General features: G+C 70.2%; 19 protein-coding genes. 10 read left to right on the plus strand and 9 right to left on the minus strand.

The features are described 5' to 3' along the window. Positions 1-167: 167 nt before the first annotated feature. The 4 genes from Q0480_RS13120 (at position 168) to cysG (ending at position 4,616) form a co-directional block, all read left to right on the plus strand. Positions 168-290 (plus strand): hypothetical protein, encoded by a 123-nt coding sequence (locus Q0480_RS13120; RefSeq protein WP_299133575.1) that lies wholly within the window; start codon positions 168-170, stop codon positions 288-290. Between the two features lie 19 nt (positions 291-309). Then, the gene (gene nirB / locus Q0480_RS13125) at positions 310-2,754 is read left to right on the plus strand and encodes a nitrite reductase large subunit NirB (RefSeq protein ID WP_299133576.1); all 2,445 of its coding nucleotides are present in this window, start codon (positions 310-312) and stop codon (positions 2,752-2,754) included. A gap of 118 nt (positions 2,755-2,872) precedes the next feature. Continuing rightward, a complete protein-coding gene (gene nirD, locus Q0480_RS13130) occupies positions 2,873-3,199 on the plus strand; it encodes a nitrite reductase small subunit NirD (protein ID WP_299133594.1) in 327 nt (108 codons plus the stop codon). Between the two features lie 40 nt (positions 3,200-3,239). After that, positions 3,240-4,616, plus strand: coding sequence for a siroheme synthase CysG (gene cysG, locus Q0480_RS13135; RefSeq protein WP_299133578.1), 1,377 nt, complete (start codon positions 3,240-3,242; stop codon positions 4,614-4,616). An 89-nt stretch (positions 4,617-4,705) separates the two neighbouring features. On the opposite strand, the gene Q0480_RS13140 is transcribed toward cysG, so the two are convergent. The 9 genes from Q0480_RS13140 to Q0480_RS13180 all read right to left on the minus strand — a co-directional run bounded on the left by Q0480_RS13140 (position 4,706) and on the right by Q0480_RS13180 (position 15,766). Further along, complete coding sequence (locus tag Q0480_RS13140; protein ID WP_299133579.1) at positions 4,706-5,962, minus strand: hypothetical protein; 1,257 nt, start codon at positions 5,960-5,962, stop codon at positions 4,706-4,708. Continuing rightward, entirely contained in the window at positions 5,959-7,485 is a 1,527-nt protein-coding gene (locus Q0480_RS13145; protein WP_299133580.1) for a VWA domain-containing protein, read from the minus strand. The genes Q0480_RS13140 and Q0480_RS13145 overlap by 4 nt, the downstream gene beginning before the upstream one ends. Positions 7,486-7,735: 250 nt before the next feature. After that, the gene (locus Q0480_RS13150; protein ID WP_299133581.1) at positions 7,736-8,728 is read right to left on the minus strand and encodes a VWA domain-containing protein; all 993 of its coding nucleotides are present in this window, start codon (positions 8,726-8,728) and stop codon (positions 7,736-7,738) included. Next, positions 8,721-9,212 (minus strand): DUF4381 domain-containing protein, encoded by a 492-nt coding sequence (locus tag Q0480_RS13155; RefSeq protein ID WP_299133582.1) that lies wholly within the window; start codon positions 9,210-9,212, stop codon positions 8,721-8,723. The genes Q0480_RS13150 and Q0480_RS13155 overlap by 8 nt, the downstream gene beginning before the upstream one ends. Next, a complete protein-coding gene (locus tag Q0480_RS13160; protein ID WP_299133583.1) occupies positions 9,212-10,162 on the minus strand; it encodes a DUF58 domain-containing protein in 951 nt (316 codons plus the stop codon). Before Q0480_RS13160 ends, Q0480_RS13155 begins: the two co-directional genes overlap by 1 nt. Positions 10,163-10,165: 3 nt before the next feature. Then, positions 10,166-11,155 (minus strand): MoxR family ATPase, encoded by a 990-nt coding sequence (locus Q0480_RS13165; RefSeq protein ID WP_299133584.1) that lies wholly within the window; start codon positions 11,153-11,155, stop codon positions 10,166-10,168. Between the two features lie 323 nt (positions 11,156-11,478). Further along, a complete protein-coding gene (locus tag Q0480_RS13170) occupies positions 11,479-13,065 on the minus strand; it encodes an arylsulfatase (RefSeq protein WP_299133585.1) in 1,587 nt (528 codons plus the stop codon). Between the two features lie 61 nt (positions 13,066-13,126). Further along, complete coding sequence (locus tag Q0480_RS13175) at positions 13,127-14,683, minus strand: arylsulfatase (RefSeq protein WP_299133586.1); 1,557 nt, start codon at positions 14,681-14,683, stop codon at positions 13,127-13,129. Positions 14,684-14,791: 108 nt separating this feature from the next. Next, positions 14,792-15,766: an HAD family hydrolase gene (locus Q0480_RS13180; RefSeq protein WP_299133587.1), complete on the minus strand. Its 975-nt coding sequence runs from the start codon at positions 15,764-15,766 to the stop codon at positions 14,792-14,794. 336 nt (positions 15,767-16,102) lie between these two features. Here Q0480_RS13180 and Q0480_RS13185 point away from each other — a divergent pair, with 336 nt between their 5' ends. The 6 genes from Q0480_RS13185 to ftsZ all read left to right on the plus strand — a co-directional run. Further along, on the plus strand, positions 16,103-18,412 hold the full coding sequence (locus Q0480_RS13185) for a Tex family protein (RefSeq protein WP_299133588.1): 2,310 nt from the start codon (positions 16,103-16,105) through the stop codon (positions 18,410-18,412). Positions 18,413-18,470: 58 nt separating this feature from the next. Further along, entirely contained in the window at positions 18,471-19,379 is a 909-nt protein-coding gene (gene murB, locus Q0480_RS13190) for a UDP-N-acetylmuramate dehydrogenase (protein WP_299133595.1), read from the plus strand. A gap of 65 nt (positions 19,380-19,444) precedes the next feature. Next, positions 19,445-20,359 (plus strand): D-alanine--D-alanine ligase, encoded by a 915-nt coding sequence (locus Q0480_RS13195; RefSeq protein WP_299133589.1) that lies wholly within the window; start codon positions 19,445-19,447, stop codon positions 20,357-20,359. Further along, positions 20,347-21,255 carry a cell division protein FtsQ/DivIB gene (locus tag Q0480_RS13200; RefSeq protein WP_299133590.1) on the plus strand — a complete coding sequence of 303 codons (909 nt, stop codon included), beginning with the start codon at positions 20,347-20,349 and terminating at the stop codon, positions 21,253-21,255. Before Q0480_RS13195 ends, Q0480_RS13200 begins: the two co-directional genes overlap by 13 nt. Continuing rightward, complete coding sequence (gene ftsA, locus Q0480_RS13205; protein ID WP_299133592.1) at positions 21,252-22,595, plus strand: cell division protein FtsA; 1,344 nt, start codon at positions 21,252-21,254, stop codon at positions 22,593-22,595. The genes Q0480_RS13200 and ftsA overlap by 4 nt, the downstream gene beginning before the upstream one ends. A gap of 174 nt (positions 22,596-22,769) precedes the next feature. Beyond that, positions 22,770-23,682, plus strand: a 913-nt coding sequence (gene ftsZ, locus Q0480_RS13210; RefSeq protein ID WP_299133593.1) for a cell division protein FtsZ, incomplete at its 3' end; no start/stop codon positions are given.

A 23,682-nucleotide genomic window follows, 5' to 3' on the forward strand; every position in this document is an offset into this window, starting at 1 on the left:
CGTGTGCTCTTCCGATCTCCATCGGCCGCGTCCTCGACGTGGAACTGCCCCGCCCCCCGCGCTCGCAAGGCCCTGGTCGAACATCCGGACTACTACCGCTACCGCGCGGCCGTCCTCGAGTTCCTCGAGGAATATGAGCGCGGCGCCCACAAGAAGGACGTCGCGTGATGGCGTTGAATGCCCGCGAAGCCGCGGCCTCCGTCCCCGACGTCCCGCGCCACGCCGGGATGGTCGCGCCGCCGATCCACGGTCATGGCGAGGTGACGCGCGTCGTCGCCTGGTTCTTCTGAGATTTCGAGGAGACGGAAGATGACGCAGAAACTTGTCGTCATAGGCGCGGGCATGGCGTCGGGTCGCGCGCTGGAGCACCTGTTCGAAGCCGATCCCGAAGCCTACGAAGTCACGCTCTTCAATGGCGAGCCGCGCGGCAACTACAACCGGCTGATGCTCTCGCCGGTCCTGTCCGGTGAGAAGACCTACGAGGAGATCGTCACCCACGATGACGACTGGTACGCGGGGAACAAGGTCCGGACCCGCTTCGGCGAGCATGTGACCAGGATCGACCGCGCGCGCCGCACCGTCCTCACCAAGACCGGCGAGACGGAATACGACAAGCTGCTGATCGCCACCGGATCAATGCCGTTCATGCCGCCGCTGCCGGGCAAGGATCTCGAAGGGGTCATGCCCTATCGCGACCTCGACGACGTGAACCGGATGCTCGACGTGGCCACCCTGCCGGGGGCCAGGGCGGTGGTCATCGGTGGCGGCCTTCTCGGGCTGGAGGCGGCGGCGGGCCTGCGGCTGCGCGGCATGGAGGTCGTGGTCCTGCATGTCATGGGCCATCTGATGGAGCGCCAGCTCGACCCTTCCGCCGGCTACCTGCTGCGAAAGGATCTCGAGCGCCGCGGCATCAAGATCCACTGCGAGGCCCAGACCAAGGTGATCCTCGGCAACAACCGGGTCGAGGCGGTGGCACTGGAGGACGGCACGATATACCCCGCCGACATCGTGGTCATTGCCGTCGGCATTCGCCCCGAGACCCGCGTCGCCAAGGATGCCGGCATCGAGATCGCCCGCGGCATCGTCGTGGACGACGCGATGCGCACCTCGGATCCGCACATCCTGTCGATCGGCGAATGCGTCGAGCACGCGGGCATTGTCTACGGTCTCGTGGCGCCGCTCTACGACCAGGCCAAGGTGGTTGCCCGGACACTGCTCGGCGAGGAGGCGTGCTTTGTCCCCGTCGAACTCGCGACCAAGCTCAAGGTCACCGGCTGCGACCTGTTCTCGGCGGGTGATTTCGCCGAAGGCCCCGACCGCGAGGAGATCGTCTTCCGCGACGTCGCGCGCGGCGTCTACAAGCGTCTGGTTCTCAAGGACGACGTCATCATCGGCGCGGTGATGTACGGCGACACCGCCGACGGCGCCTGGTTCCTCGGCAAGATCAAGGCCAGGGAAGACATCTCCGCCTGCCGCGACACGCTGATCTTCGGCCCGGCCTACGCGGGAGGGGCGGCGCCGGACCCGATGGCGGCCATCGCCGCCCTGCCGGACGATGCCGAGATCTGCGGCTGCAACGGCGTCTGCAAGGGCAGGATCGTATCCGCCATCACCGGGGGTGGGCTGACCACGCTCGACGAGGTCCGGGCCAGCACTAGGGCCAGCACGTCCTGCGGCCAGTGCACCGGCCTCGTGGAGCAGGTGCTGGCGGTGACGCTCGGCGACAGTTTCGTGATGCCGGCGGCCAAGCCGATGTGCAAATGCACCGACCTGACCCATGAGGACCTGCGCAGGCTGATCAAGGCCAAGGAACTGAAGTCGATGCCGGCGGTCTGGCAGGAGCTCGGCTGGAAGACCTCCTGCGGCTGCCATTCCTGCCGACCCGCGCTCAATTTCTACCTGCTGGCGGACTGGCCGGACGACTATGTCGACGATGCGCAGAGCCGGTTCATCAACGAGCGGGTGCATGCCAACATCCAGAAGGACGGCACCTTCTCCGTGGTCCCGCGAATGTGGGGCGGCGTCACCACGCCCGGGGAACTCCGCGCCATCGCCGACGCCGCCGAGAAATACAACGTGCCGATGGTGAAGGTCACCGGGGGCCAGCGCCTCGATCTGCTCGGGGTGAAGAAGGAGGATCTGCCGGCGATGTGGGCCGATCTGAACGCGGCGGGCCTCGTCTCGGGTCACGCCTATACCAAGGGTCTGCGCACGGTGAAGACCTGCGTCGGGACCGATTTCTGCCGCTTCGGGACGCAGGATTCCACCGGTTTCGGCATCCGGCTGGAGAAGCGGCTCTGGGGCTCCTGGACCCCGCACAAGGTCAAGCTCGCGGTTTCCGGCTGCCCGCGCAATTGCGCGGAGGCCACCTGCAAGGATGTCGGCGTGGTCTGCACCGACGCGGGCTACAACATCGGTGTCGGCGGCGCCGCCGGTCTCGACCTCAAGGCAACCGAGCCGCTCACCACCGCGAAGACCGAGGACGAAGCGATGGAGATCACCGTCGCCTTCATCCAGCTCTTCCGCGAGAACGCCAGGTATCTCGACCGTCCCTATCGCTGGATCGAGAAGGTCGGTCTCGACTGGGTCAAGGAAAGGGTCGTCGACGATCTCGAAGGCCGCGCGGCGCTTGTCGCGCGCTTCGACCACAGCCAGACCATCTACCAGACCGACCCCTGGGCCGAGCGCGCGCGGGGCGGCGAGTCACATGAATTCGTTCCCCTCGCCGACCTGACATTGAGGGCGGCGGAATGACCCGCGCCGCGCATGATTTCGCACCGCGGGTCGCGCCGGCTGCCTCCGACGACATGCACGACCCGACTTGGACGATGGCAAATCCACTACCGCGCACCGAGGGCCCGAGATGAACATGATGACGATGGACTGGCTCGACATCGGCGCCGTCGAGGACATCCCGCGCCGGGGCGGCCGGGTGGTGCGGACCGCCCGCGGCTGCGTCGCCGTCTTCCGGGCGGCCGACGACCGCGTCTTCGCCCTCGACGACCGCTGCCCGCACAGGGGTGGCCCGCTCTCGGACGGCATCGTGCATGGCCACAGCGTGACCTGTCCGCTGCATTCCCGGGTGTTCTCGATGGAAACCGGCGAGGCGCGGGCGCCGGACGAAGGTCATGTCCGCGTCCACGGCACCCGCGTCGAGGCGGGTCGCATCCTCCTCGATCCCGCTGCCTTGCGGGACTGAACGCTCCGCCGAACCGTCATCAGCCCGAGGGGCGCCGCCGATGAAGACATTCCCGATGTTCCTCAAGATGGCCGGGCGCCGGGTGGTGATCCTCGGCGGCGGTGAGCAGGCGGTACAGAAGACCCGCCTGATCCTCAAGACCGAGGCCGAGATCGTCGTCGTGGCGCCCGAGCTCGCCCCCGAACTCGTGGCACTCGCGGGTCGCGGCCGGATCCGCCATGAAACGGCGATCACGCCGGCGCTCTTCGAGAACGCGGCCCTCGCCTTCGTCGCCAGCGGCGACCGTGCCGAGGATGCGCGCCTCGCTCGCCTCGTGCGCCGCGCCGGCGTGCTGACGAACGTGGTCGATGCCCCGGATCTCTGCGACGCCTTCACACCGTCGATCGTCGATCGCGATCCGCTGGTCGTCGCCATCGGCACCGAAGGCGCGGCGCCCGTCCTTGCCCGACAGATCAAGACCGCCGTCGAGACCATGCTCGAACCGCGCCTCGGTGACTTCGCCGCCCTCGCCGGCCGTATGCGCGACGAGGTGGCCGCGCGGATCGCCCCGGATCGCCGGCGTGCCTTCTGGGCCTGGGCCTTCGCCGGCGCCCCCCGCCGCGCGCATACCCGCGGCGCCGAACGCGCGGCGGCGCGGATCCTCAAGGATGCGATCGCGGCGGGCGGCGCCGGCGAGGACGGCGGCTTCGTCAGCCTGGTCGGCGCCGGTCCCGGCGCGCGTGACCTCATCACGTTGCGCGGCGTCCAGCGGCTTCAGGAGGCCGATGTGATCTTCTACGACCGGCTCGTCGACCCGGACCTCCTGGAACTCGCGCGCCGCGATGCCGAACGCGTCCATGTCGGCAAGGCGCCCGGCGCGACCGTCTGGCCACAGGAACGAATCAATGGCGTGATCCTCGCCGCCGCCCGCGCCGGCAAGCGCGTGGTGCGCCTGAAATGCGGCGATCCCGGCATCTTCGCCCGTGGCGCCGAGGAAGCCGCGGCCTGCGACGCCGCCGGCATCCCCTGGGAGATCGTGCCCGGCGTCACCGCCGCCGCGGCCGCCGCCGCCGAGATCGGCGGCTTTCTGACCGAGCGCGGCCGCTACGACAGCCTGATCCTGACCACCGGCCAAAGCTGTCCGGGCGATCCCGCGCCGGACTGGGGAAGTCTCGTGCGACCGGGCACCACCGTCGCGCTCTACATGGGGATCGGCGCGTCCGCCGAGATCCGGAGCGCATTGCTCGCGGCCGGCGCACCCGCCGCCTCGCCGGTCGATGTCGTGACCCGTGCCGGCACAGCCGAGGCGGAGCGCTGGCACTGCACGCTCGATACCCTCCACGCGACCGTCCGCGAGCAGGCGGTGCACAATCCCGCGATCATGCTGATCCGCTTCCCCAAGCCACGCGCCGCCTCCGGCGCCCGCGCGGTCGCCTGATCCGACCGGACTGCCACCGGGCGTTGGCGCGTGACGGGCGTCCGCTCCGGACGGGCAGCGCGATCAAACGCCGGCATTCGTTGGTTTCATCAGGCGGTCGGGCGGTTCGGCCGTTCCGGAAGGGGTGGATTGAGGGCCGGCAGTGCCGGGATCGTTCCCCGCGCCGATCCTTTCCGAGCCGCCGCCAACTGGCGGACGAGCGCGTCGCGGGCGGCTGTCTCGTCGGCTTGGCCGCCGGGGCGGCCGTAGGCGATGCTTTCGAGGGGACGCAGGGCGGCGTCGATCGCCGCCTCCTCCGGCGGGGAGAGCGGCGGGACGAGGCTGGACTGCCACGCCAGAAGGTTCCGGCGGATCCTCGCCGGCGGGTCATGCCGCGCCGACCGCAGGAGCCGGTGGCGCAGGGCTCTCGCGGACGGCGCGGACGGGCTGCGCCGCCGACGCGCGAGCAGCGTGACGGCGCCGCCGAAGGCGCCCAGGGCGACGGCGATCCAGACGATCGGCGCGAGGGAGCGCCGGTCGCCGGAGGCGTGCCAGCCCGGCGGCGTCGGGACGTCGATGATCAGCGGGTCTGTGGTCGCCGTTTCGCGGCTGGCGGTCGCGGTGTTCCACCAGTCGAGCGTGATGCCCGGGAAGACGTAGGAGCCCGGCTGCTGGATCACGTAGGCGATGGATTCGGCGCGCGTGGCGGGGTCGCCGTCGACGAGGACCGGCTGGCGAGGATAGGCGCGGAGGCCGGCGGGAGTGGCGAGGCGGGCGGCGAGGGGCGGCAGCAGCATGGCGGGCGGCCCGCTGGCGGTCGTGGTCAGGGTGAGGGTTACGGCGTCGCCGGGCTTCGGATTGGCCGGCAGGCCATCGAGCGTGATGGCAAGGGCGAGGCGGGTCGCGGCGAGGAAGGGGTCGATATCTTCCGCCCCGGCGGGGACGATGGCCGAGAAGCTGACGGGGGGAAGGTCGAGGGTGGCCGTGCGCGGCTGGCTGGTGTCAGGGTCGGCGTAGGTGATGCCGAGGGTCCGCGGGCCGAGATCGTAGGTCGCGGGGCGCTGCGGGATGATCTCCCAGGTTCGGGAAAGGCCCGACCAGCTGTCGGAGCCGATGCGTCGGGTAACGGGATGCGTCGATCGTTCGGGCAGGCGGGTAATGGCGTCGGCGATCCGGAGATCGGGCCAGACGGGCGGCCGGGGCATGAAGGTCGGGACGAGGATGGTGGCGGTGACGTCGATCGGCGTGCCGACGGCGACCGGTCCGTCGGGCGCGAGGGTGACGGTCAGCTTCGATTGCTGGGCGAGCGCCGGGAGGGCGAGGAGCAGGGCGAGCGCGGCGCCGCGCAGCGGGGCACCCATCGTCATGGCGCCTTGGCGGCCGACGCGGCTTCGATCGCGAAGCGGGTCTTGAGGAAATCGGCGGGCTTTGTCTCGACCGAGCGCATCCATTCGTCGGCGGAAGCCTCGGAGAGCTGCGAGTCCGCGGTGATGGTGGCGGGCTTGCCCTGATCGCCGGTCAGGTCGGTGGTGGTGGCGTCCGCGGCGTTGTCGTCGTTGTCGAGGTCAGGGTCCTCGGCGTCGCGGGCCTTGCTCAGATAGGCGAGGATGCGCCGCGCCACATCGAGGTTCCGGGCGGCGATCTGATCCTTCGGGTCAAGCTCGAGCGCCGCCTCGAAGGCGTCGATGCCGCCCTGATAGTCGCGGCCGCGGACGAGGGCGACGCCGCGGTTGGTCTGGGCGGTGGCGGTCCGGATCGGAGCGAGGATCCCGGCGGCGTCGGTGTATTCGCCGGCCCGGATCATCGCCGCCGCGCGCCATTCCGGGTTGGCGAAGGTCGCGGCGGCGTCCTTGTAGTGGTGGGCGTCGTAGAGGCGCTGGCCTCGCTGGTCGGCGGTCCAGAACCAGCCGGAGATCGTGTCGGTGACGCCCGCCGCGTGGGCGTGGTCGGGCGGCGGCAGTGCCAGGGCGAGCAGCGCCGCGCCCCAGCCGAGCGTCGTGCCGCGGCGGAACCAGGGAAGCACCAGCAGCGCGGCGGGGATGGCGAAGAGCCAGCCGTCGTCCTGGAGCTTGCCCTCCCCCGCCGCCGTCTGGGCGAGGCTGGAGGCGAGCGCGCGTTGGACGGCCCGGAGGTCGCCGTCGTCGATGGTGACGGAGACGGCGCGGATTTCGGCGCGGCGCGACCAGTCGGAGACCTCGGCCGGGATGTCGGGGGCGACGATCAGGGCGGCGCGGGCGCCACCGCCACTGCCCTTGGCGAAGCTGGCGATGTCGCCCGGGTCGATGCCATCGGTGACGAAGAGGATCGACCCGCGGGTATCCTCCCGCGCCAGCAGGCCGGCGGCGAGGGTGAGGGCGGAGGAGGCGACGCGGCCGGCGTCGGGCATGATGCCGGGGTCGAGCGCTTCGAGGAAGGGCAGGAGCACGGTCGGGTCGTCGGTCAGCGGCATGACGAGGTGAGCGGTGCCGGCGTAGGCGACGAGGCCGACGCGGCCGCCGGCGCGAAGGGCGACGAGGTCGCGGATCTTCTGTTTGGCGCGTTCGAGGCGGCTGGGGGCCACATCGGTGCCGGCCATGCTGGGCGAGAGGTCGAGGGCGACGACCAGCGGCGCGGTCTCGGTGACGAAGGGCGAGGGCGCGGCGCGCCAGGCCGGGCCGGCGGCGGCGAGGGTCATCAGCGCGGCGGCGCCGAGCAGGAGGTCGGAGGCGCGGGCGCGCGAGCCGGCGTCGCGGCCGATGGTGAGGGCGGCGAGCAGGTGCGGGGCGATGTGCGGTGTCGGCGCGGAACCGGCGGCGGCGCGCTGCCGGCGGAAAAACCAGAGGGCGGCGAGCGGGATCAGCGCGAGCAGGACCAGCGGCCGGAGAAAGGTGAAGGCGGCGAGCGCGGTCATGGCGCGATCACCGCCCCGGCGATCGCGATGGCCGCGCCGGGGTCCCGACGGATTTGGCCTTCGACCAATCCGTCGGCGCGCGTCCGCCCCTTGGCTGGCGCGGAAGGATTGGCGCCATGGGTCCGGGCGGCGGCGCCCTCCGCGTGCTTCGGCATGGTCTCGGGAACTCGGCCGGGACGAGGCTCCACCGAAGCCCCGCTGATCCGGGCCGGGGCAACCGTTCCCCGTTGTTGGGCAAACGGGGGACGGTTCATGATGTCCCCTCGCCGGGCCGCCGGGCGCGCGCGGTGAGGAGCATGGCGGCACGGGCGAGGATGACGAGGGCGGCGAAGGCGGCGGCGGGGAAGGCGGAGAGCGGGGTCCGGGGGCGCCAAGAGGTCGTCGCGCCCTGGCGCGCGCCGGCGGCGTCGATCCGCGCATAGATGGCGGCGAGGCCGACCGCGTCCTCGGCGCGGTTGAAGTCGCCGCCGGTGGCGGAGGCGATCGCCTGGAGCGTGGCGATATCGACCTTGTCGTCGTCGCCCGAGGCTTCGGGGTCGCCGACGGCGATGGTGTGGATGACGACGCCGTTCTGGCTGGCGATCTCGGCGGCGCTTTTCGGTGCCATGCGGCTGCCGGTGTCGGAACCGTCGGACAGCAGGATCAGGATGCGCGACTCGACCTTCGACGCCTCGAAGGAGCGGATGGCGAGGCCGATGGCGTCGCCGAGCATGGTGTTCTGCCCGGCCATCCCCGGTTCCAGCGTGGCGAGCAGGGTGCGGGCGGCGGCGGTGTCGCGGGTGAAGGGGACGAGCGTATAGGGCGCGTCGCCGAAGACGATGAGGCCGACGCGGTCGTCGCGGCGATCGGCGATGAAGCCGTCGAGCACGGCTTTCACGCCGTCGAGGCGGCTGCCGCGTATCCCGTCCGCGCCGATGAAATCGCGGGTCCGCATCGAACCGGAGATATCGACGGCGAGCATCACGTCGCGCGCGGTCTCGGTCCGCTCTACCGGCTCGCCGACCCATTGCGGGCGGGCGAGGGTGAGGAGAACCAGCGCCCAGAGAGCCCAGACGAAGGCCATCCGCGGCGAGGAGCGCGCGGGCACGACCGCGCCTTCGCCCTTGTCGAGGCCGGCGCTGGCGCCTTCGAAGAACGGGAAGCGGATCGCCTCGACCACCTCGCGGCGCGGTGGGGCAAGCCAGAGCACGAGGAGCGGCAGGGGCAAGGCGACGAGCACCCAGGGGAAGGCGAGCTCAAGCACGCTGGCGCCGGATCCAGCGGCGGGCGGCGGCGAGGGCGGCGCGGCCGTCGCAGGCGGCGGCCGGGCGATACGGCGCGGCTGCGAGCCGCTGGGCGAGCGGGCCGAAGTCGCCGCCGGTCCGGGCAAGGAACCGCGCCCAGTCATCGCCGGTCAGCGAAGCGACGGTCGGCCGCGGGGCGGTGACGAGGGCGACGCGGCGGAGCAGGGTCTGCAGGGCGGCGAGGGCGCCGGGGTCGCCGGTTTCGAGCGCGGGGGCGAGGCGCTTGAGCTCGGCAAGGGCCGCGCGGCGCCAGGCGGTGGCGCGGCGGTGCCGGACGAAGGCGACGATGGCGGCGGCGAGGGTGACGGCGATGAGGGCGGCGAGGATCGCCCAGGCCCAGGTCGCGGGCAGCATCGAGACCGGCGGCGGCTCGGTGATGTCGCGCAGCTGGTCGAGGAGGGAGACGAGGCTGTCGGCCGGCGCGGCGGGGGTGCTGGGTTCCATCATCGCCTCCGGGGTGGCGCGCCAAAGAGGTGGAGGATTTGCGGTATCGTGGGCTCACCGGCGCTGATGGGCAGGATGGCGGCGTCGAGATGTTCCTGCCAGGCAAGAAGGCGCTTGAGGCGGTCGCCCCCGACGGCGGCGAGGTTCTGGCGGACGCGGGGCGCGGCGAAGTCGAGCTCGACTTGAAGCGTCCCGTCGCCGACGACCATGCGGCCCGTCGTCGGCGTCTCGTGCGCGGAGGGGTCATGGACCAGCGCGAGGACGATGTCGTTGCCCCGCGCGATGCCGGTCAAGATGCGCAGCGTGTCGTCGTCGGCGCCGTCGAAGTCGGAAACGACGAGGAGGAGCCAGTCATGGGTGACGATCCCGGCGGCCCGGCGCAGGGTTTCGTTCAGGCGGGCGGCCGCGTCCGGGACGACGGGCGCCTCGGCGGAGAGGGCGAGGGAGCGGTCGGCGACGAGGTCGAGCAGGCGCGCCGCGGCGGAGCGCGCGCGCCGGGCGGGGATCGCGGCGGCGCCGGTATCGGAGAGGACCATGCCGCCGACGCGGTCGCCCTGGCCGAGGATCCGCCAGGCGGCGAGGGCGGCGATCTCGGCGGCGGTGACGGATTTCATGTTGAGGACGGTGCCGAAGAACATCGACTGGCGCTGGTCGACGAGGATCAGCGCCGGGCGGTCGCGCTCCACGCGGGTGACGCGGACATGGGGGCTGCCGGCGCGGGCGGTGACCTTCCAGTCGATGGCGCGCACATCGTCGCCGGGCAGGTAGGCGCGCAGCTCCTCGAACTCGAGGCCGCGGCCGCGCAGTCGGCTGGCCCGGCGGCCGGAGAGGGCGCTGCCGACCGGCTGGCGCGGCAGGAAATCGAAGCCGCGGGCCCGCGCCTCGAGCCCGGCGAGCCGGGCGAGGGTGGCGTGGATGCGCGGGTCGGGGACGGTCGGGTCGGGGGGCATGGCTCAGGCCGGGGCGACGAGCTTCAGGAGGTCGGCGAGCACGGCGTCGGCGTCGCGGCCCTGGCCGCTGGCCTCGTAGGAGAGGGCGACGCGGTGGCGCAGCACGTCCGGTGCGATGGCCTGAACGTCGCCGGGGGAGACGAAGTCGGCGCCCTTCAGCCAGGCGTGGGCGCGGGCGCAGCGGTCGAGGGCGAGGCCGGCGCGCGGGCTGGCGCCGAGGTCGATCTGGGCGGCCAGGTCCCTGGAATACCTGTCCGGATGGCGGGTCGCGGTGACGAGGTCGATGACGTAGGTCTCGATCGCCTCGGCGACATGAAGCGTGGCGATCTCGCGGCGGGCGGCGAAGACCGCATCGAGGGCGATGGGGGCGGCCGGCGGCGTCGGCGGGTCGTCCTGTCGGGGGGCGAGCATCGCCTGTTCCTCGGTCCGGAGCAGGCGGAGGACGTTCAGCTCATCCGCCGGGGCCGGGTAGTCCACCAGCACCTTCATCAGGAAACGGTCGGTCTGGGCCTCGGGCAGCGGGTAGGTGCCCTCCTGCTCGATCGGGTTCTGCGTGGCCATGACGATGAAGAGGTCCGGGAGCTTATGCGTGGTTTGTCCAACGGTTACCTGCCGTTCCTCCATCGCCTCCAGCAGCGCCGCCTGGACCTTGGCGGGGGCGCGGTTGATCTCGTCGGCGAGGAGGATGTTGCAAAACACCGGGCCGGGCTGGAAGCGGAACGCGCCCTTGCCGCCCTCGGAATAGTAGATGTCGGTCCCCGTGACGTCGGAGGGCAGCAGGTCGGGGGTGAACTGGACGCGGCTGAAATCGGCCTTCAGGTGGCTGGCCATCGCCTTGACGGCGCGGGTCTTGGCGAGGCCGGGCAGGCCCTCGATCAGCAGGTGGCCGTCGGCGAGGAGACCGATCAGCATCCGCTCGACGACGACGGGCTGGCCGAGCACCTCGGCGTTCATCGCCGTCTGGAGGGCGAGGATCGAGTCACGGGGCGACATGGTGCAACCCTCTGAAGGCGATGAATTTTTCCGATGCACAACGTATGTGATTTCCATGCACAACGCGTATGCATGATTTCGGGCGCGACACGGTCCGTGGCGGGTGGCCGGGCATCACCCGGACCTGACGAAATCGCCGGGCTTCCAGACGCGGGCGATGGCCGGCTGCTCGGGGCCGGAGGCGAGATCGGCATGCGCCTCGGCGGCGACGCGGGTCGGGGTCATGGTCTGGCCTCCAAGGGCTCGCGGGGTTCAACGCCGTCGTCGGGGCGGGGTTGGCCGGAGGTTGGGGGACGCGGGCCGGATCCCGCGTCCGTTTGCCTTCATTTGGCGGGCGGCGGCGTCAGGACGGAGCGGATATGGGCGTCGACGGCGGCCTGGACCTGGTCGACCGAGAAGCTGGCGGGCAGTTGGCTCGGCGGCCAGTCGATGAAGGTTTCGAGGAACGCCGCCGCCTTCATCGAGGCCTGGGCGGGCAGATAGGCGTTCTTCATCAGCCAGTCGTTGTACTGGTCGGAATAGAGGTCGGCGCGCTCGTACGGATCCATGCGCAGGTTGAAGATCTTCGGCACCCGCAGGCAGGTGAAGGGATCCTGCCAGACCTCGAAGCCGCCGGGAGTGCGCTGTTCGCAGAACACGCCTTTCCAGTCGCCCCACCGCGTGGCGACGAGCATCCCGTCGTCGTTGAAATAGTAGAAGTCGTCGCGCGCGCCCTTGTCGGCCTGGCCGGTCAGGTAGGGAAGCTGGTTGTAGCCGTCGAGATGGACCTTGAAGGTCTTGTCGCCCTCGGTCTTGCCGGCGAGCAGCTCGTCCTTGATGTCGGGGTCGCCGGCCGCGGCGAGCAGCGTCGGGAACCAGTCGAGGCCGGAGAATATCTCGTTGGAGACCTGCCCCGGCTGGATGTGGCCGGGCCAGCGCACCATCGCCGGCACGCGGAAGGCGCCCTCCCAGTTGGTGTCCTTCTCCGAACGGAACGGCGAGACGGCGGCGTCGGGCCAGGAGAAGAAGTTCGGGCCGTTGTCGGTGGTGTAGACGACGATGGTGTCGTCGGTGAGCCCCATGTCGTCGAGCGCCTTCAGGAGTTCGCCGACATGGCCGTCATGGATCACCATGCCGTCGGCATAGGTATTGCCGGGCATGCCGCTGACCCCGTCCTTGTCGGGCGGAACATGGGTGAAGGCATGCATGTGGGTGGTGTTCATCCAGGTGAAGAACGGCGTGCCGCTGTCGTGCTGGCGCTTCATGAAGTCGATGGCGGCGGCGGTCGTCTCGTCGTCGATCGTCTCCATGCGCTTCGTCGTCAGCGGCCCGGTATCCTCGACCTGGCCGTCGGCGGAGGATTTCACCACGCCGCGCGGATTGTAGGCCTTGAGGAAGTCCTGATCGTTCGCCGGCCAGTAGGGCCGTTCCGGCTCCTCCTCGGCGTTGAGGTGGTAGAGGTTGCCGAAGAATTCGTCGAAGCCGTGCGCGGTCGGCAGATACTCGTCCCGGTCGCCGAGATGGTTCTTGCCGAACTGGCCGGTGGCGTAGCCGAGCGGCTTCAGCGCCTGGGCGATGGTGATGTCGCGGTCCTGGAGGCCGACCGGCGCGCCGGGCACGCCGACCTTGGTGAGGCCCGTGCGCTTCGGGGTCTGGCCGGTGATGAAGGAGGAGCGGCCGGCGGTGCAGCTGTTCTCGGCGTAATAGTCGGTGAAGCGCATCCCCTCGGCGGCGATGCGGTCGATGTTCGGGGTCTTGTAGCCGACGAGGCCGTCACTGTAGGCCGAGATGTTCGACTGGCCGATGTCGTCGCCGAAGATGACGAGGATGTTGGGCTTGCCGCCGGTCGGCGGCGCGTCCTGCGCCATCGGGTGCCCCGAAGTCAGCGCGGCCATCGCCGTCGCCATCAGGAACGCGTGCGATCGCTTCATGTCTCGGTCTCCCCAGTAGCCTTCTTGACGCGCGGGCGGCGGACACCGCCCGCGCGCGTCGTCACTGAGCCATCGATTCGAAGCTCTTGTTCAGCTCCTGCTGGATCTGGTCGATCGAGAAGCTGTCCGGCCGCTGCGCCGGCGGGAACTCCTTGAAGGTGGCGAGGAACGCGCCGGCTTCCGCCTGGGCCGCGCTGAGCAGGAAGATGTGATCGAACAGCCAGTCGAAATAGGTGTTCGAGGTGATGCTGGCCCGCTCGTAGGGGTCGGCGCGCAGGTCGAACAGGCGGGGAACGCGGAGCTTGGTGAAGGGTTCGGCCCAGATGTTCAGCGTGCCCTCGGCGCGCTGCTCCTCGAACACGACCTTCCAGTTCTCGTAGCGCAGCGCCACCATTTCGCCGTCGTCGTTGAAGTAGAAGAACTCGTTCCGCGCGCTCTGATCCGAAGCGCCGGTCAGATAGGGGAGCTGGTTGAAGCCGTCGAGATGGTTCTTGTAGGTCTTGCCGTCGATCGTGGTTCCGGCCAGCAGCCGCTCCTTGATGTCGGTGTCGCCCACGGCGGCCATCAGCGTCGGAAACCAGTCGAGCCCCGAGACCATGCCGTTGGCCACCGAATCCGGCTTGATGTGCCCGGGCCAGCGGATCAGCGCCGGGACGCGGAAGGCGCCTTCCCAGTTGGTGTTCTTCTCGGAACGGAACGGCGTGGTGCCGGCGTCGGGCCAGGTGTTCTGATGCGGGCCGTTGTCGGTGGTGTAGATGACGATGGTATTGTCGGCGATGCCCATGTCGTCGAGCGATTTCAGCAGGGTGCCGACCACCGCGTCATGCTCGATCATGCCGTCGGCGTATTCGGTGAGCGCGGTCAGGCCGGGGGGGCTGCGATGTTCGTCGCGCACATGGGTGCGGGCGTGCATGCGGGTGGTGTTCATCCAGGTGAAGAACGGCGTGTTCGCGTCGTGCTGGCGCTTCATGAAGTCGATGGCGGCGGCCGAGGTCTCGTCGTCGATCGTCTCCATCCGCTTGCGGTTCAGCGGGCCGGTGTCCTCGACCGTGCCGTCGGCGGCGGATTTGATCACGCCGCGCGGGCCGAAGCGTTCGCGAAAGGCGGGGTCGGTCGGATAGTTGCGGTTCTCCGGCTCCTCCTCGGCATTGAGATGGTAGAGGTTGCCGAAGAATTCGTCGAAGCCGTGCGCGGTCGGCAGGAACTCGTCCTTGTCGCCGAGGTGGTTCTTGCCGAACTGGCCGGTGGCGTAGCCCTGGTCCTTGAGCGCCGCGGCGATCGTGACGTCGGAAGCCTGCAAGCCGGCGTTGGCGCCCGGCAGGCCGACCTTGGACAGGCCGGTGCGCAGCGTGGACTGGCCGGTGATGAAGGTGGAGCGGCCGGCGGTGCAGGACTGCTCGGCATAATAGTCGGTGAAGAGCAGGCCCTCGTTGCCGATCCGGTCGATGTTGGGCGTCGTGTAGCCCATCAGGCCCCTGGAATAGATCGACAGGTTGGTCTGGCCGATGTCATCGCCGAAGATGACGAGGATGTTGGGTTTGTCCGGTGCCGTTTGCGCCAGCGCGGCCGTACTCACCGACATGGCGAGCACCATGCCAATTCCGAGTGTCTTCAGCATTTTACATCCCCTCATGCACGCGGTCCATCGCAAGTCTGCCTCGCCTGAGCATGACGCATCCCGCGCAGGTAGGAAAGCGAATGTCCCGCGCGGCGGTCGGGGGCGGGGCTACTTCTCGCCCGTCCAGACGCGGCTCCAGTCCCTGGCCATGTCGACGACATGCCAGCCATGGGCGTCGGCCTGATCCAGCGCCCTGGCGAGCTTGCCGACGGGGCTGTCGCGGTCGTAGGCGAATTCGCGTTTCGCGTCGGTGTGGTGGATGATCATGCCGAAGCGCGGGCCCGCGCCGGCGGTCGTCCATTCCAGCATCTGGAAATCGCCGTCCGAATTGCCGGCGGCGAAGATCGGGCGCTGGCCGATCGCGGCGTCGATGCCGACCGGCTTGCCCGCCGCGTCGTCGATGAAGCGGATGCCGCCGTCCTTCCAGAGCGTGGGGACGCCGTCCTTCACCTCGTAGGTGGTGTCGCCCTGGCTGCCGATCACCTGCCATGTCGGGATGCCGTAGGCGTCCCTGGCGACCGAGCGCATGAAATCGACGCCGCCCCCCGAGACGATATAGGTGCGGAAGCCGTTGTCGCGCAGGTAGGACAGCAGTTCCACCATCGGCTGGTAGGTCATTTCCGCGTAGGTGAGGCCGCTGGTCGGGTGCTTCGCCGTGGTCAGCCACGCGCGGGCGCTGGACTGGAAATCCTCGACCGAGATGTCGGAATGCGAGACATCGAGGATCTCGACCAGCCCGGCCTCGCCGCCCGCCGTCACCGCCTTCATGTCGCCGGCCGCGGCGGCCTTCAGTATGTCGTCCTTCAGGATCGCCGGATCGGCCTTGGCCTTCTCGCGCAGGATGTCGAGGGCGAAGAGGCCCTGGAAATACAGCGGCTGCTCGCTCCAGAGCGTGCCGTCATTGTCGAAGACCGCGATCCGCGCCATCTCGGGGACGAAATCGTCCGAGGCGGGATCGGTGACGCGGGTCACGAAATCGACGATTCCCTGCTCGGTGGCCGTGTCGTTCCACGAGGGAAGCGGATCCGCCATCGCGGCCAGCGGGACGGCGAGCAGGGTCAGGGTCGCGGCGAGGTGTCGCATGGCAGGGGGTCTCCCGGTTGTCGTGCGAACGCGGCGTTTCGCGATTGGTTGGGCCGGAGCTTATCCGATCGTGCCGGCGATGTCAGGGTGGCATGGGGGATCGCGGGTGGCGGGCGATCCGCCGCGAATTCCCTCGCGGCCGCCTCTTGCCGACCTGCCGGGGGCGGGTCGCGGCGGGTGAGGATTTCTCCGGAGCGCGCAGATCGGGGCGGGCATGCCCGGCTTGAGCGTCACGATCTCGCCGACGGTCGAGATCGTGGCGGGGAGGCGGCCGGGGCCGCTTGGCGGGGTCGGCGGCGGCCGCTAAGCTGCGCGCCAGTCTTCCAGCGAGTGACCATGACAGACCAGGCCGACCGTTTCATTGCGAGGACCATCGCCGCGGAGATCAGCGCGCGACCCGATCAGGTGGCCGCCGCCGCCGCGCTGCTCGACGGAGGGGCGACGGTGCCGTTCGTCGCGCGCTATCGCAAGGAGGCGACCGGCGGGCTCGACGACACGCAGCTCAGGACGCTGGCCGACCGGCTCGTCTATCTGCGGGAACTGGAAGCCCGGCGCGCGGCGATCCTCGGCTCGGTGCGCGAGCAGGGCAAGCTGACGCCCGAACTCGAGGCCGGCATCGCGGCGGCGGCGAGCAAGGCGGCGCTGGAGGATCTGTATCTGCCCTACAAGCCGAAGCGGCGGACCCGCGCGATGATCGCGCGGGAGCGGGGGCTGGGCGCGCTGGCCGAGGCGATCCTCGCCGACCGGCGGACGCCGCCGGAGACGCTGGCCGCCGGCTATCTCGGCGAGGAGGTGCCGGAGGTGAAGGAGGCGCTGGCCGGGGCGCGGGATATCCTGACCGAGCAGTTGAGCGAGGACGCCGCGCTGATCGGGCGGCTGCGCGACTTCCTGCGACGCGACGGGATTGTCGCGGCGCGGGTGGTGAAGGGACAGGAGGAGAAGGGGGCGAAATTCTCCGACTATTTCGCCCATACCGAGAAATGGGCGGCGGCGCCGAGCCACCGGGCGCTGGCGATGATGCGGGGCGCGAACGAAGGCGTCCTGACGCTCGACATCGGGCCGGACGAGATGGCGCTGCCGCGCGTCGAGGCGATGATGGAGGGCGCGATCGGGGTGAGCGGCGACCTGCCGGGCGACCGGTGGTTGCGGGACGTGGCGCGCTGGGCCTGGCGGGTGAAGCTGAGCCTGTCGATGATGCTCGATCTGATGGGCAGCTTGCGCGATCGGGCGCAGGAGGAGGCGATCCGGGTCTTTGCGCGCAACCTGAAGGACTTGCTGCTGGCGGCGCCGGCCGGGGCGCGGCCGACCATGGGGCTCGATCCGGGGATCAGGACCGGCGTGAAGGTCGCGGTCATCGATGCGACGGGCAAGCTGCTGGCGACCGACACGGTCTATCCGTTCCAGCCGAAAAACGACTTGCGCGGGGCACAGGCGGCGCTGGCCGGGCTGATCGGAAAGCATGGCGTCGAGTTGATCGCCATCGGCAACGGCACGGCGAGCCGGGAGACCGAGCGGCTGGTGGGCGACCTGCTGGCCCTGCTGCCGGGAACCGCGCCGAAGCCGACGCGGGTCGTCGTCTCGGAGGCCGGGGCGTCGGTCTATTCGGCGTCGGAACTGGCGGCGAAGGAGTTCCCGGATCTCGACGTGTCGCTGCGCGGCGCGGTGTCGATCGCGCGGCGGTTGCAGGATCCGCTGGCGGAGCTGGTGAAGATCGAGCCGAAGGCGATCGGGGTCGGGCAGTACCAGCATGATCTGGACCAGCACCGGCTCGGCCGGTCGCTGGAGGCGGTGGTCGAGGACGCGGTGAACGCGGTGGGGGTCGATCTCAATACCGCCTCGGCGCCGCTGCTGGCGCATGTCTCGGGGCTGGGGCCGGCGCTGGCCGATGCGATCGTGGCGCATCGCGACGAAAAGGGCGCGTTCCGCTCGCGCAAGGAGCTGCTGGGTGTCGCGCGGCTGGGCCCGCGGGCCTTCGAGCAGGCGGCGGGGTTCCTGCGCATCCGGGACGGAGACGAGCCGCTGGATGCCTCCTCGGTGCATCCGGAGGCCTATGAGGTGGCGCGGCGGATCGTGAAGGCCTGCGGACGCGACCTGCGCGGCGTCATGGGCGACGAGGCGCGGCTGCGGACGGTGGAGCCGGCCGATTTCGTCGATGCGCGCTTCGGCCTGCCGACGGTGCGCGACATTCTGGCGGAGCTGGCGAAGCCCGGACGCGATCCGCGGCCGGCCTTCGTGACGGCGAGCTTCAAGGAGGGGGTCGAGGCGATCTCGGACCTGAGGCCGGGGATGCTGCTGGAGGGGACGGTGACCAATGTCGCGGCCTTCGGCGCCTTCGTCGATATCGGCGTGCATCAAGATGGGCTGGTCCATGTCAGCCAACTCGCCGACCGGTTCGTGAAGGATCCGCATGAGGTGGTGAAGGCGGGCGACGTGGTGAAGGCGCGGGTGATCGAGGTGGATGTCGCGCGCAAGCGGATCGCGCTCAGCATGCGCCGCGAGGCCGCGCCGGCCGCGCCGACGCCGGCGCGCGACAGCCGCCCGGCGCGCGCGCCCGTCAAGCAGGAGGCGCCGTCGCCGTCGGGCGCCTTCGGCGACGCGCTGCGCGATGCGATGAAGGCCAAGGGCGACGCCAAGGCCCGGTCGTGACCGCGTTCCTGGGCCAAGCGCGGCCATGAGCGGCGCGATACCCACGCCCCCCGGCGCGATGCCGGTGCCGCGCGGCGCCCTGACCGCCGACCGATCCATGGCGGATCTCACCTGGCTGCGCGTCGGCGGGCCGGCCGACTGGCTGTTCCAGCCGGCCGACGAGGCCGATCTGGCGGAGTTCCTGCGCGCCCTGCCAAGGGATGTTGCGGTGCTGCCCGTCGGGGTCGGGTCGAATCTGATCGTGCGCGACGGCGGGCTCGACGGCGTGGTGGTTCGCCTCGGCCGCGGCTTCAACGGCATTGCGATCGAGGAGGGAAGGGTGGTGGCGGGCGCCGCCGCGCTCGACGCCCATGTCGCGCGCCGCGCGGCGGAGGCGGGGATCGACCTTACCTTCCTGCGCACCATTCCGGGTTCGATCGGCGGCGCGGCGCGGATGAACGCCGGCTGCTACGGCACCTATACCGCCGACGCCTTCGTCTCGGCGAAGGGAATTGCCCGCGATGGCACGGCGGTGGTGCTCGGTCCCGCCGACATGGGCTTTGCCTATCGGTCGACGGACCTGCCCGCCGATCTCATCCTGACCGAGGTCACCTTCGCCGGGCCGCGCGGCGATCCGGCGGCGCTCGCCGCGCGGATGGAGGAGCAGATCGCGCGGCGCGATGCCAGCCAGCCGACGAAGGACCGCTCCGCCGGATCGACGTTCCGCAATCCGGCGGGCTTTTCCTCGACCGGGCGCGACGATGACGTGCACGATCTCAAGGCCTGGAAGCTGATCGAGGAGGCCGGAATGAAGGGCGCAACCCTGGGTGGAGCGCAGATGTCGGCCAAACATGCCAATTTTCTGATCAACGCCGGAGGGGCCACGGCGGCGGATCTGGAAAATCTTGGTGAGCAGGTGCGAAAAAAGGTTTTCGATTCAACCGGAATATGCCTAGACTGGGAAATCATGCGGGTCGGCCGAAGGTAGGCCGCTCGCGACGACCCCGAAAAAGGCCGCCAACGGCCGTGGGGCGTTAGAAAATTGAGGCGGGCATGTCGAGCAGGACAGCAGCCCGCATCGCAGTGCTTATGGGTGGCCGTTCGGCCGAGCGTGAGGTATCGCTCGTCTCCGGCCGAGAGTGCGCGGCTGCGTTGCGGACCGAAGGTTTCACGGTCGTCGAGATCGACGCCGGGCCAGATCTCGCGTCGGTGCTTGGCGCCGAGCGGCCGGATGTCGTGTTCAACGCGCTGCATGGCCGCTGGGGCGAGGATGGCTGTGTTCAGGGCCTGCTCGAATGGCTCGGCCTGCCCTATACCCATTCCGGCGTTCTCGCCTCGGCGCTCGCCATGGACAAGGTCCGGGCAAAGCAGGTCTTCGCCGCCGCCGGCCTGCCGGTCGCCGCCAGCCGCCTCGCCTGCAAGGACGAGGTGCGCGGCCATCATCCGATGCCGCCGCCCTATGTGGTGAAGCCGGTCAGCGAGGGTTCCTCGGTCGGGATCTATATCGTCCACGCGGAAGCGAACGGTCCGGCCCAGGTGTCCGACGAGATGCCCGAGGTGCTGATGGTCGAGGCGTTCGTGCCCGGCCGCGAACTCACCACCACCGTCATGGGGGACCAGCCGCTGGCGGTGACGGATATCCTCGTCGATGGCTGGTACGACTATCAGGCGAAATACGCGCCCGGCGGCTCGCGCCACGTGGTGCCGGCCGACCTGCCGGCGGCGATCACCGATGCCTGCCTCGACTATGCGCTGCGCGCGCACCGCGCGCTCGGCTGCCGCGGGGTCAGCCGCACGGATTTCCGCTGGGACGAGAGCCGGGGTCTCGACGGGCTGTTCCTGCTGGAGACCAACACCCAGCCCGGCATGACGCCGACCTCGCTGGCGCCGGAGCAGGCCGCCTATCGCGGCTATTCCTTCGGGGCGCTGGTGCGCTGGATGGTGGAGGACGCGTCATGCTCCCGGTAGTGCCATCCGCGCCCCGTCCCCCGGCTCGCCGCGACGGCGCCCGCCGCGATCCCGCGCCTTCGCGCCTGCGCTACCGCCTCAACCGGCTGTGGCTCCGCCCCGGCTTCCGGCGGCTGGTCAATTTCGGTGTGCCGATGCTGGCCGGCGTGCTCGCCTCCTGGACCGTGCTCGCCCAGTTCGACCTGCGCGCCAACGCGGTCGCCACCTACGAGTCCCTGCGCGAGGCGATCGTCGACCGACCGCAGTTCCTCATCACCCGCGTCGAGGTGCCGGACGTCAGCGCCGATCTGGCCGAGCAGATCCGGGTCGCCGCCTTCGTGCCGCTGCCGGCGAATTCGCTGGAGGTCGACGTGATCGCCGTGCGCGAGCGTGTCGAGGCGCTGGCCGCCGTCGAGCGCGCCCGGGTGCGCGCCGTGGCCGGCGGTGTGCTCGAGATCCGCGCGATCGAACGCATCCCGGTTGCGATCTGGCGCTCGGACGCGGGGCTGGAGCTCATCGACCAGAAGGGGGTGCGCGTCGCCGAGGTGGACAGCCGCCTGCGCCGCGTCGACCTGCCGCTGATCGCCGGCGCGGGCGCGACGGCGCATGTCTCCGAGGCGCTGGCGCTCTATGACGGCGCCCGCCCGGTCGCGGCGCGCATCCGCGGCCTCGTTCGCGTCGGCGAACGGCGCTGGGACATGGTGCTCGACCGCGGCCAGGTGATCCGCCTGCCCGAGCAGGACCCGGGCGCCGCGCTGCGCCGGGTCATGGCGCTGGAAGTGGAAGAGCAGCTGCTCGAACGGGACGTGACGGTCGTCGACATGCGCGATCCCCGCCGGCCGACGCTGCGGCTGACCGATTACGCAAGGGATGAGTTGGCGCGGTTGCGCGCCGGTGTCGCGGGAGAGGATGCATGAGGCGCGAGCTCTACGAGGTACAAAGGGCGATGCGGGCGCGCCGCGAGGCGGCGCTGAAGCGCGGCGTGATCGCCGTGCTCGATGTCGGCACGGCCAAGATCGCCTGCCTCGTTCTGCAATTCGTCCCCGATGAGACCGACGCGCCCGCCGAGGCGCCGGACAGCCGCCCGACGCTGCGCCAGGGCGCGTTCCGCGTCATCGGCGCGGCCAATACCCGCTCGCGCGGGGTCGCCTTCGGCGAGATCGCCTCGATGGAAGAATGCGAGCGCGCGATCCGCACCGCGATCCAGGGCGCGCAGAAGATGGCGAACCTGCGGGTCGATCACGTGATCGTCTCCTTCTCCGGCGGCCGCCCGCGCTCCTACGGCGTCACCGGCGAGACCGAGGTGCTGAACGGCGCCGTCGCCGAGCGCGATATCGGCCATGTGCTCGCCGCCTGCGAGATACCGGACCACGGCCACGATCTCGAAGCGATCCATGCCCTGCCGGTGAACTTCTGCCTCGACAGCCGCACCGGCCTGACCGACCCGCGCGGCCAGGTCGGCAAGATCCTCGCGGTGGACATGCATCTGCTGACCGTCGGCGCCACGCCGCTGCGCAATGTGCTGCATTGCATCCGGCGCTGCGACCTCGAACTCGCCGGCGTCGTCGTCTCGTCCTATGCCAGCGGCCTCGCCAGCCTGATCGAGGACGAGCAGGAGCTTGGCGGCGCCTGCGTCGATATCGGCGCGGGCGCCACCGGCATCTCGATCTTCGTGCGGCGCCAGATGATCTTCGCCGACGCGGTGCGGATGGGCGGCGGGCATATCACCAGCGACATCTGCCAGGGCCTTCAGGTCTCGATGCAGGATGCCGAGCGGCTGAAGACCATGCACGGCGGTCTGGTCGCCACCGGCCTCGACGATCGCGAGATGATCGAGCTGCCCTCGATCCTCGGCGACTGGGACCACGACCGGCGGCAGATCAGCCGGTCCGAGCTGATCGGCGTCATGCGCCCGCGCGTCGAGGAAATCCTCGAGGAGGTGCGGGCCCGGCTCGACGCCTCCGGCTTCGAATATCTGCCGAGCCAGCGCATCGTGCTGACCGGTGGCAGCGCGCAGATCCCCGGGCTCGAGATGATCGCCCAGCGCATCCTTGGCCGGCAGTGCCGGGTCGGCAAGCCGCTGCGCGTGCAGGGCCTGCCGCAATCGGCGACCGGCACCGCCTTCGCCACGGCCGTCGGCCTCGCGATGCATGTCTCGCATCCGCAGGACGAATGCTGGGATTTCGAGGTTCCGGCCGACCGCCACGGCGCCCGGCGCGTGACCCGCGCCTTCCGCTGGTTCAAGGAAAACTGGTAACTTGTGTGTAGTTGTACGGAAAACGGCCAATCTTGTAGGTGTACCCAACATCTTGGGGTTGATCGCGTGAAATCTCGTGACCCTAGCGGTGTATTCCGCTAGGATCACGAATCAAGACAAGAATGCCGCGCGGGGGCGCGGACGCAGGGGCAACAGGACAGGCGGACCATCATCATGGCATTGACTCTCAGTATCCCGGTTACCAACGACCTCAGCCCCCGGATCACCGTCATCGGTGTCGGTGGTGCCGGGGGTAACGCGGTCAACAACATGATCGAGAATGCGTTGGAGGGCTGCGAGTTCGTGGTCGCCAACACCGACGCGCAGGCGCTGCAGAACTCGCGCTCCGCCAACAAGCTTCAGCTCGGCGCCCGCGTGACCGAGGGGCTCGGCGCCGGTGCGCGGCCCGAGGTCGGCGCCGCCGCCGCCGAGGAGAGCATCGAGGACATCGTCGAGAAGCTCAGCGGCTGCCATATGTGCTTCATCACCGCCGGCATGGGTGGCGGCACCGGCACCGGCGCCGCGCCGATCATCGCCAAGGCCGCGCGCGAGATGGGCGTGCTGACCGTCGGCGTGGTGACCAAGCCCTTCCAGTTCGAGGGTGCGCGCCGCATGCGCCAGGCCGAGGCCGGGGTCGAGGAACTGCAGCAGCATGTCGATACGCTGATCATCATCCCGAACCAGAACCTGTTCCGGCTGGCCAACGAGAAGACCACCTTCACCGAGGCCTTCGCGCTGGCCGACGACGTGCTCTACCAGGGCGTGAAGGGCGTGACCGACCTGATGGTCCGCCCGGGCATCATCAACCTCGACTTCGCCGACGTCCGTTCGGTGATGAACGAGATGGGCAAGGCGATGATGGGCACCGGCGAGGCCACCGGCGAGGATCGCGCGGTTCAGGCGGCGGAGAAGGCGATCGCCAACCCGCTGCTCGACGAGATCAGCCTCAAGGGTGCCAAGGGCGTGCTGATCAACATCACCGCCGGCCCGGACCTGACGCTGTTCGAGCTGGACGAGGCGGCGAACCGCATCCGGTCCGAGGTCGATCCGGATGCGAACATCATGGTCGGCTCGACGCTCGACCCCG

Source organism: uncultured Amaricoccus sp. (assembly GCF_937891315.1).
Classification (GTDB): Bacteria; Pseudomonadota; Alphaproteobacteria; order Rhodobacterales; family Rhodobacteraceae; genus Amaricoccus.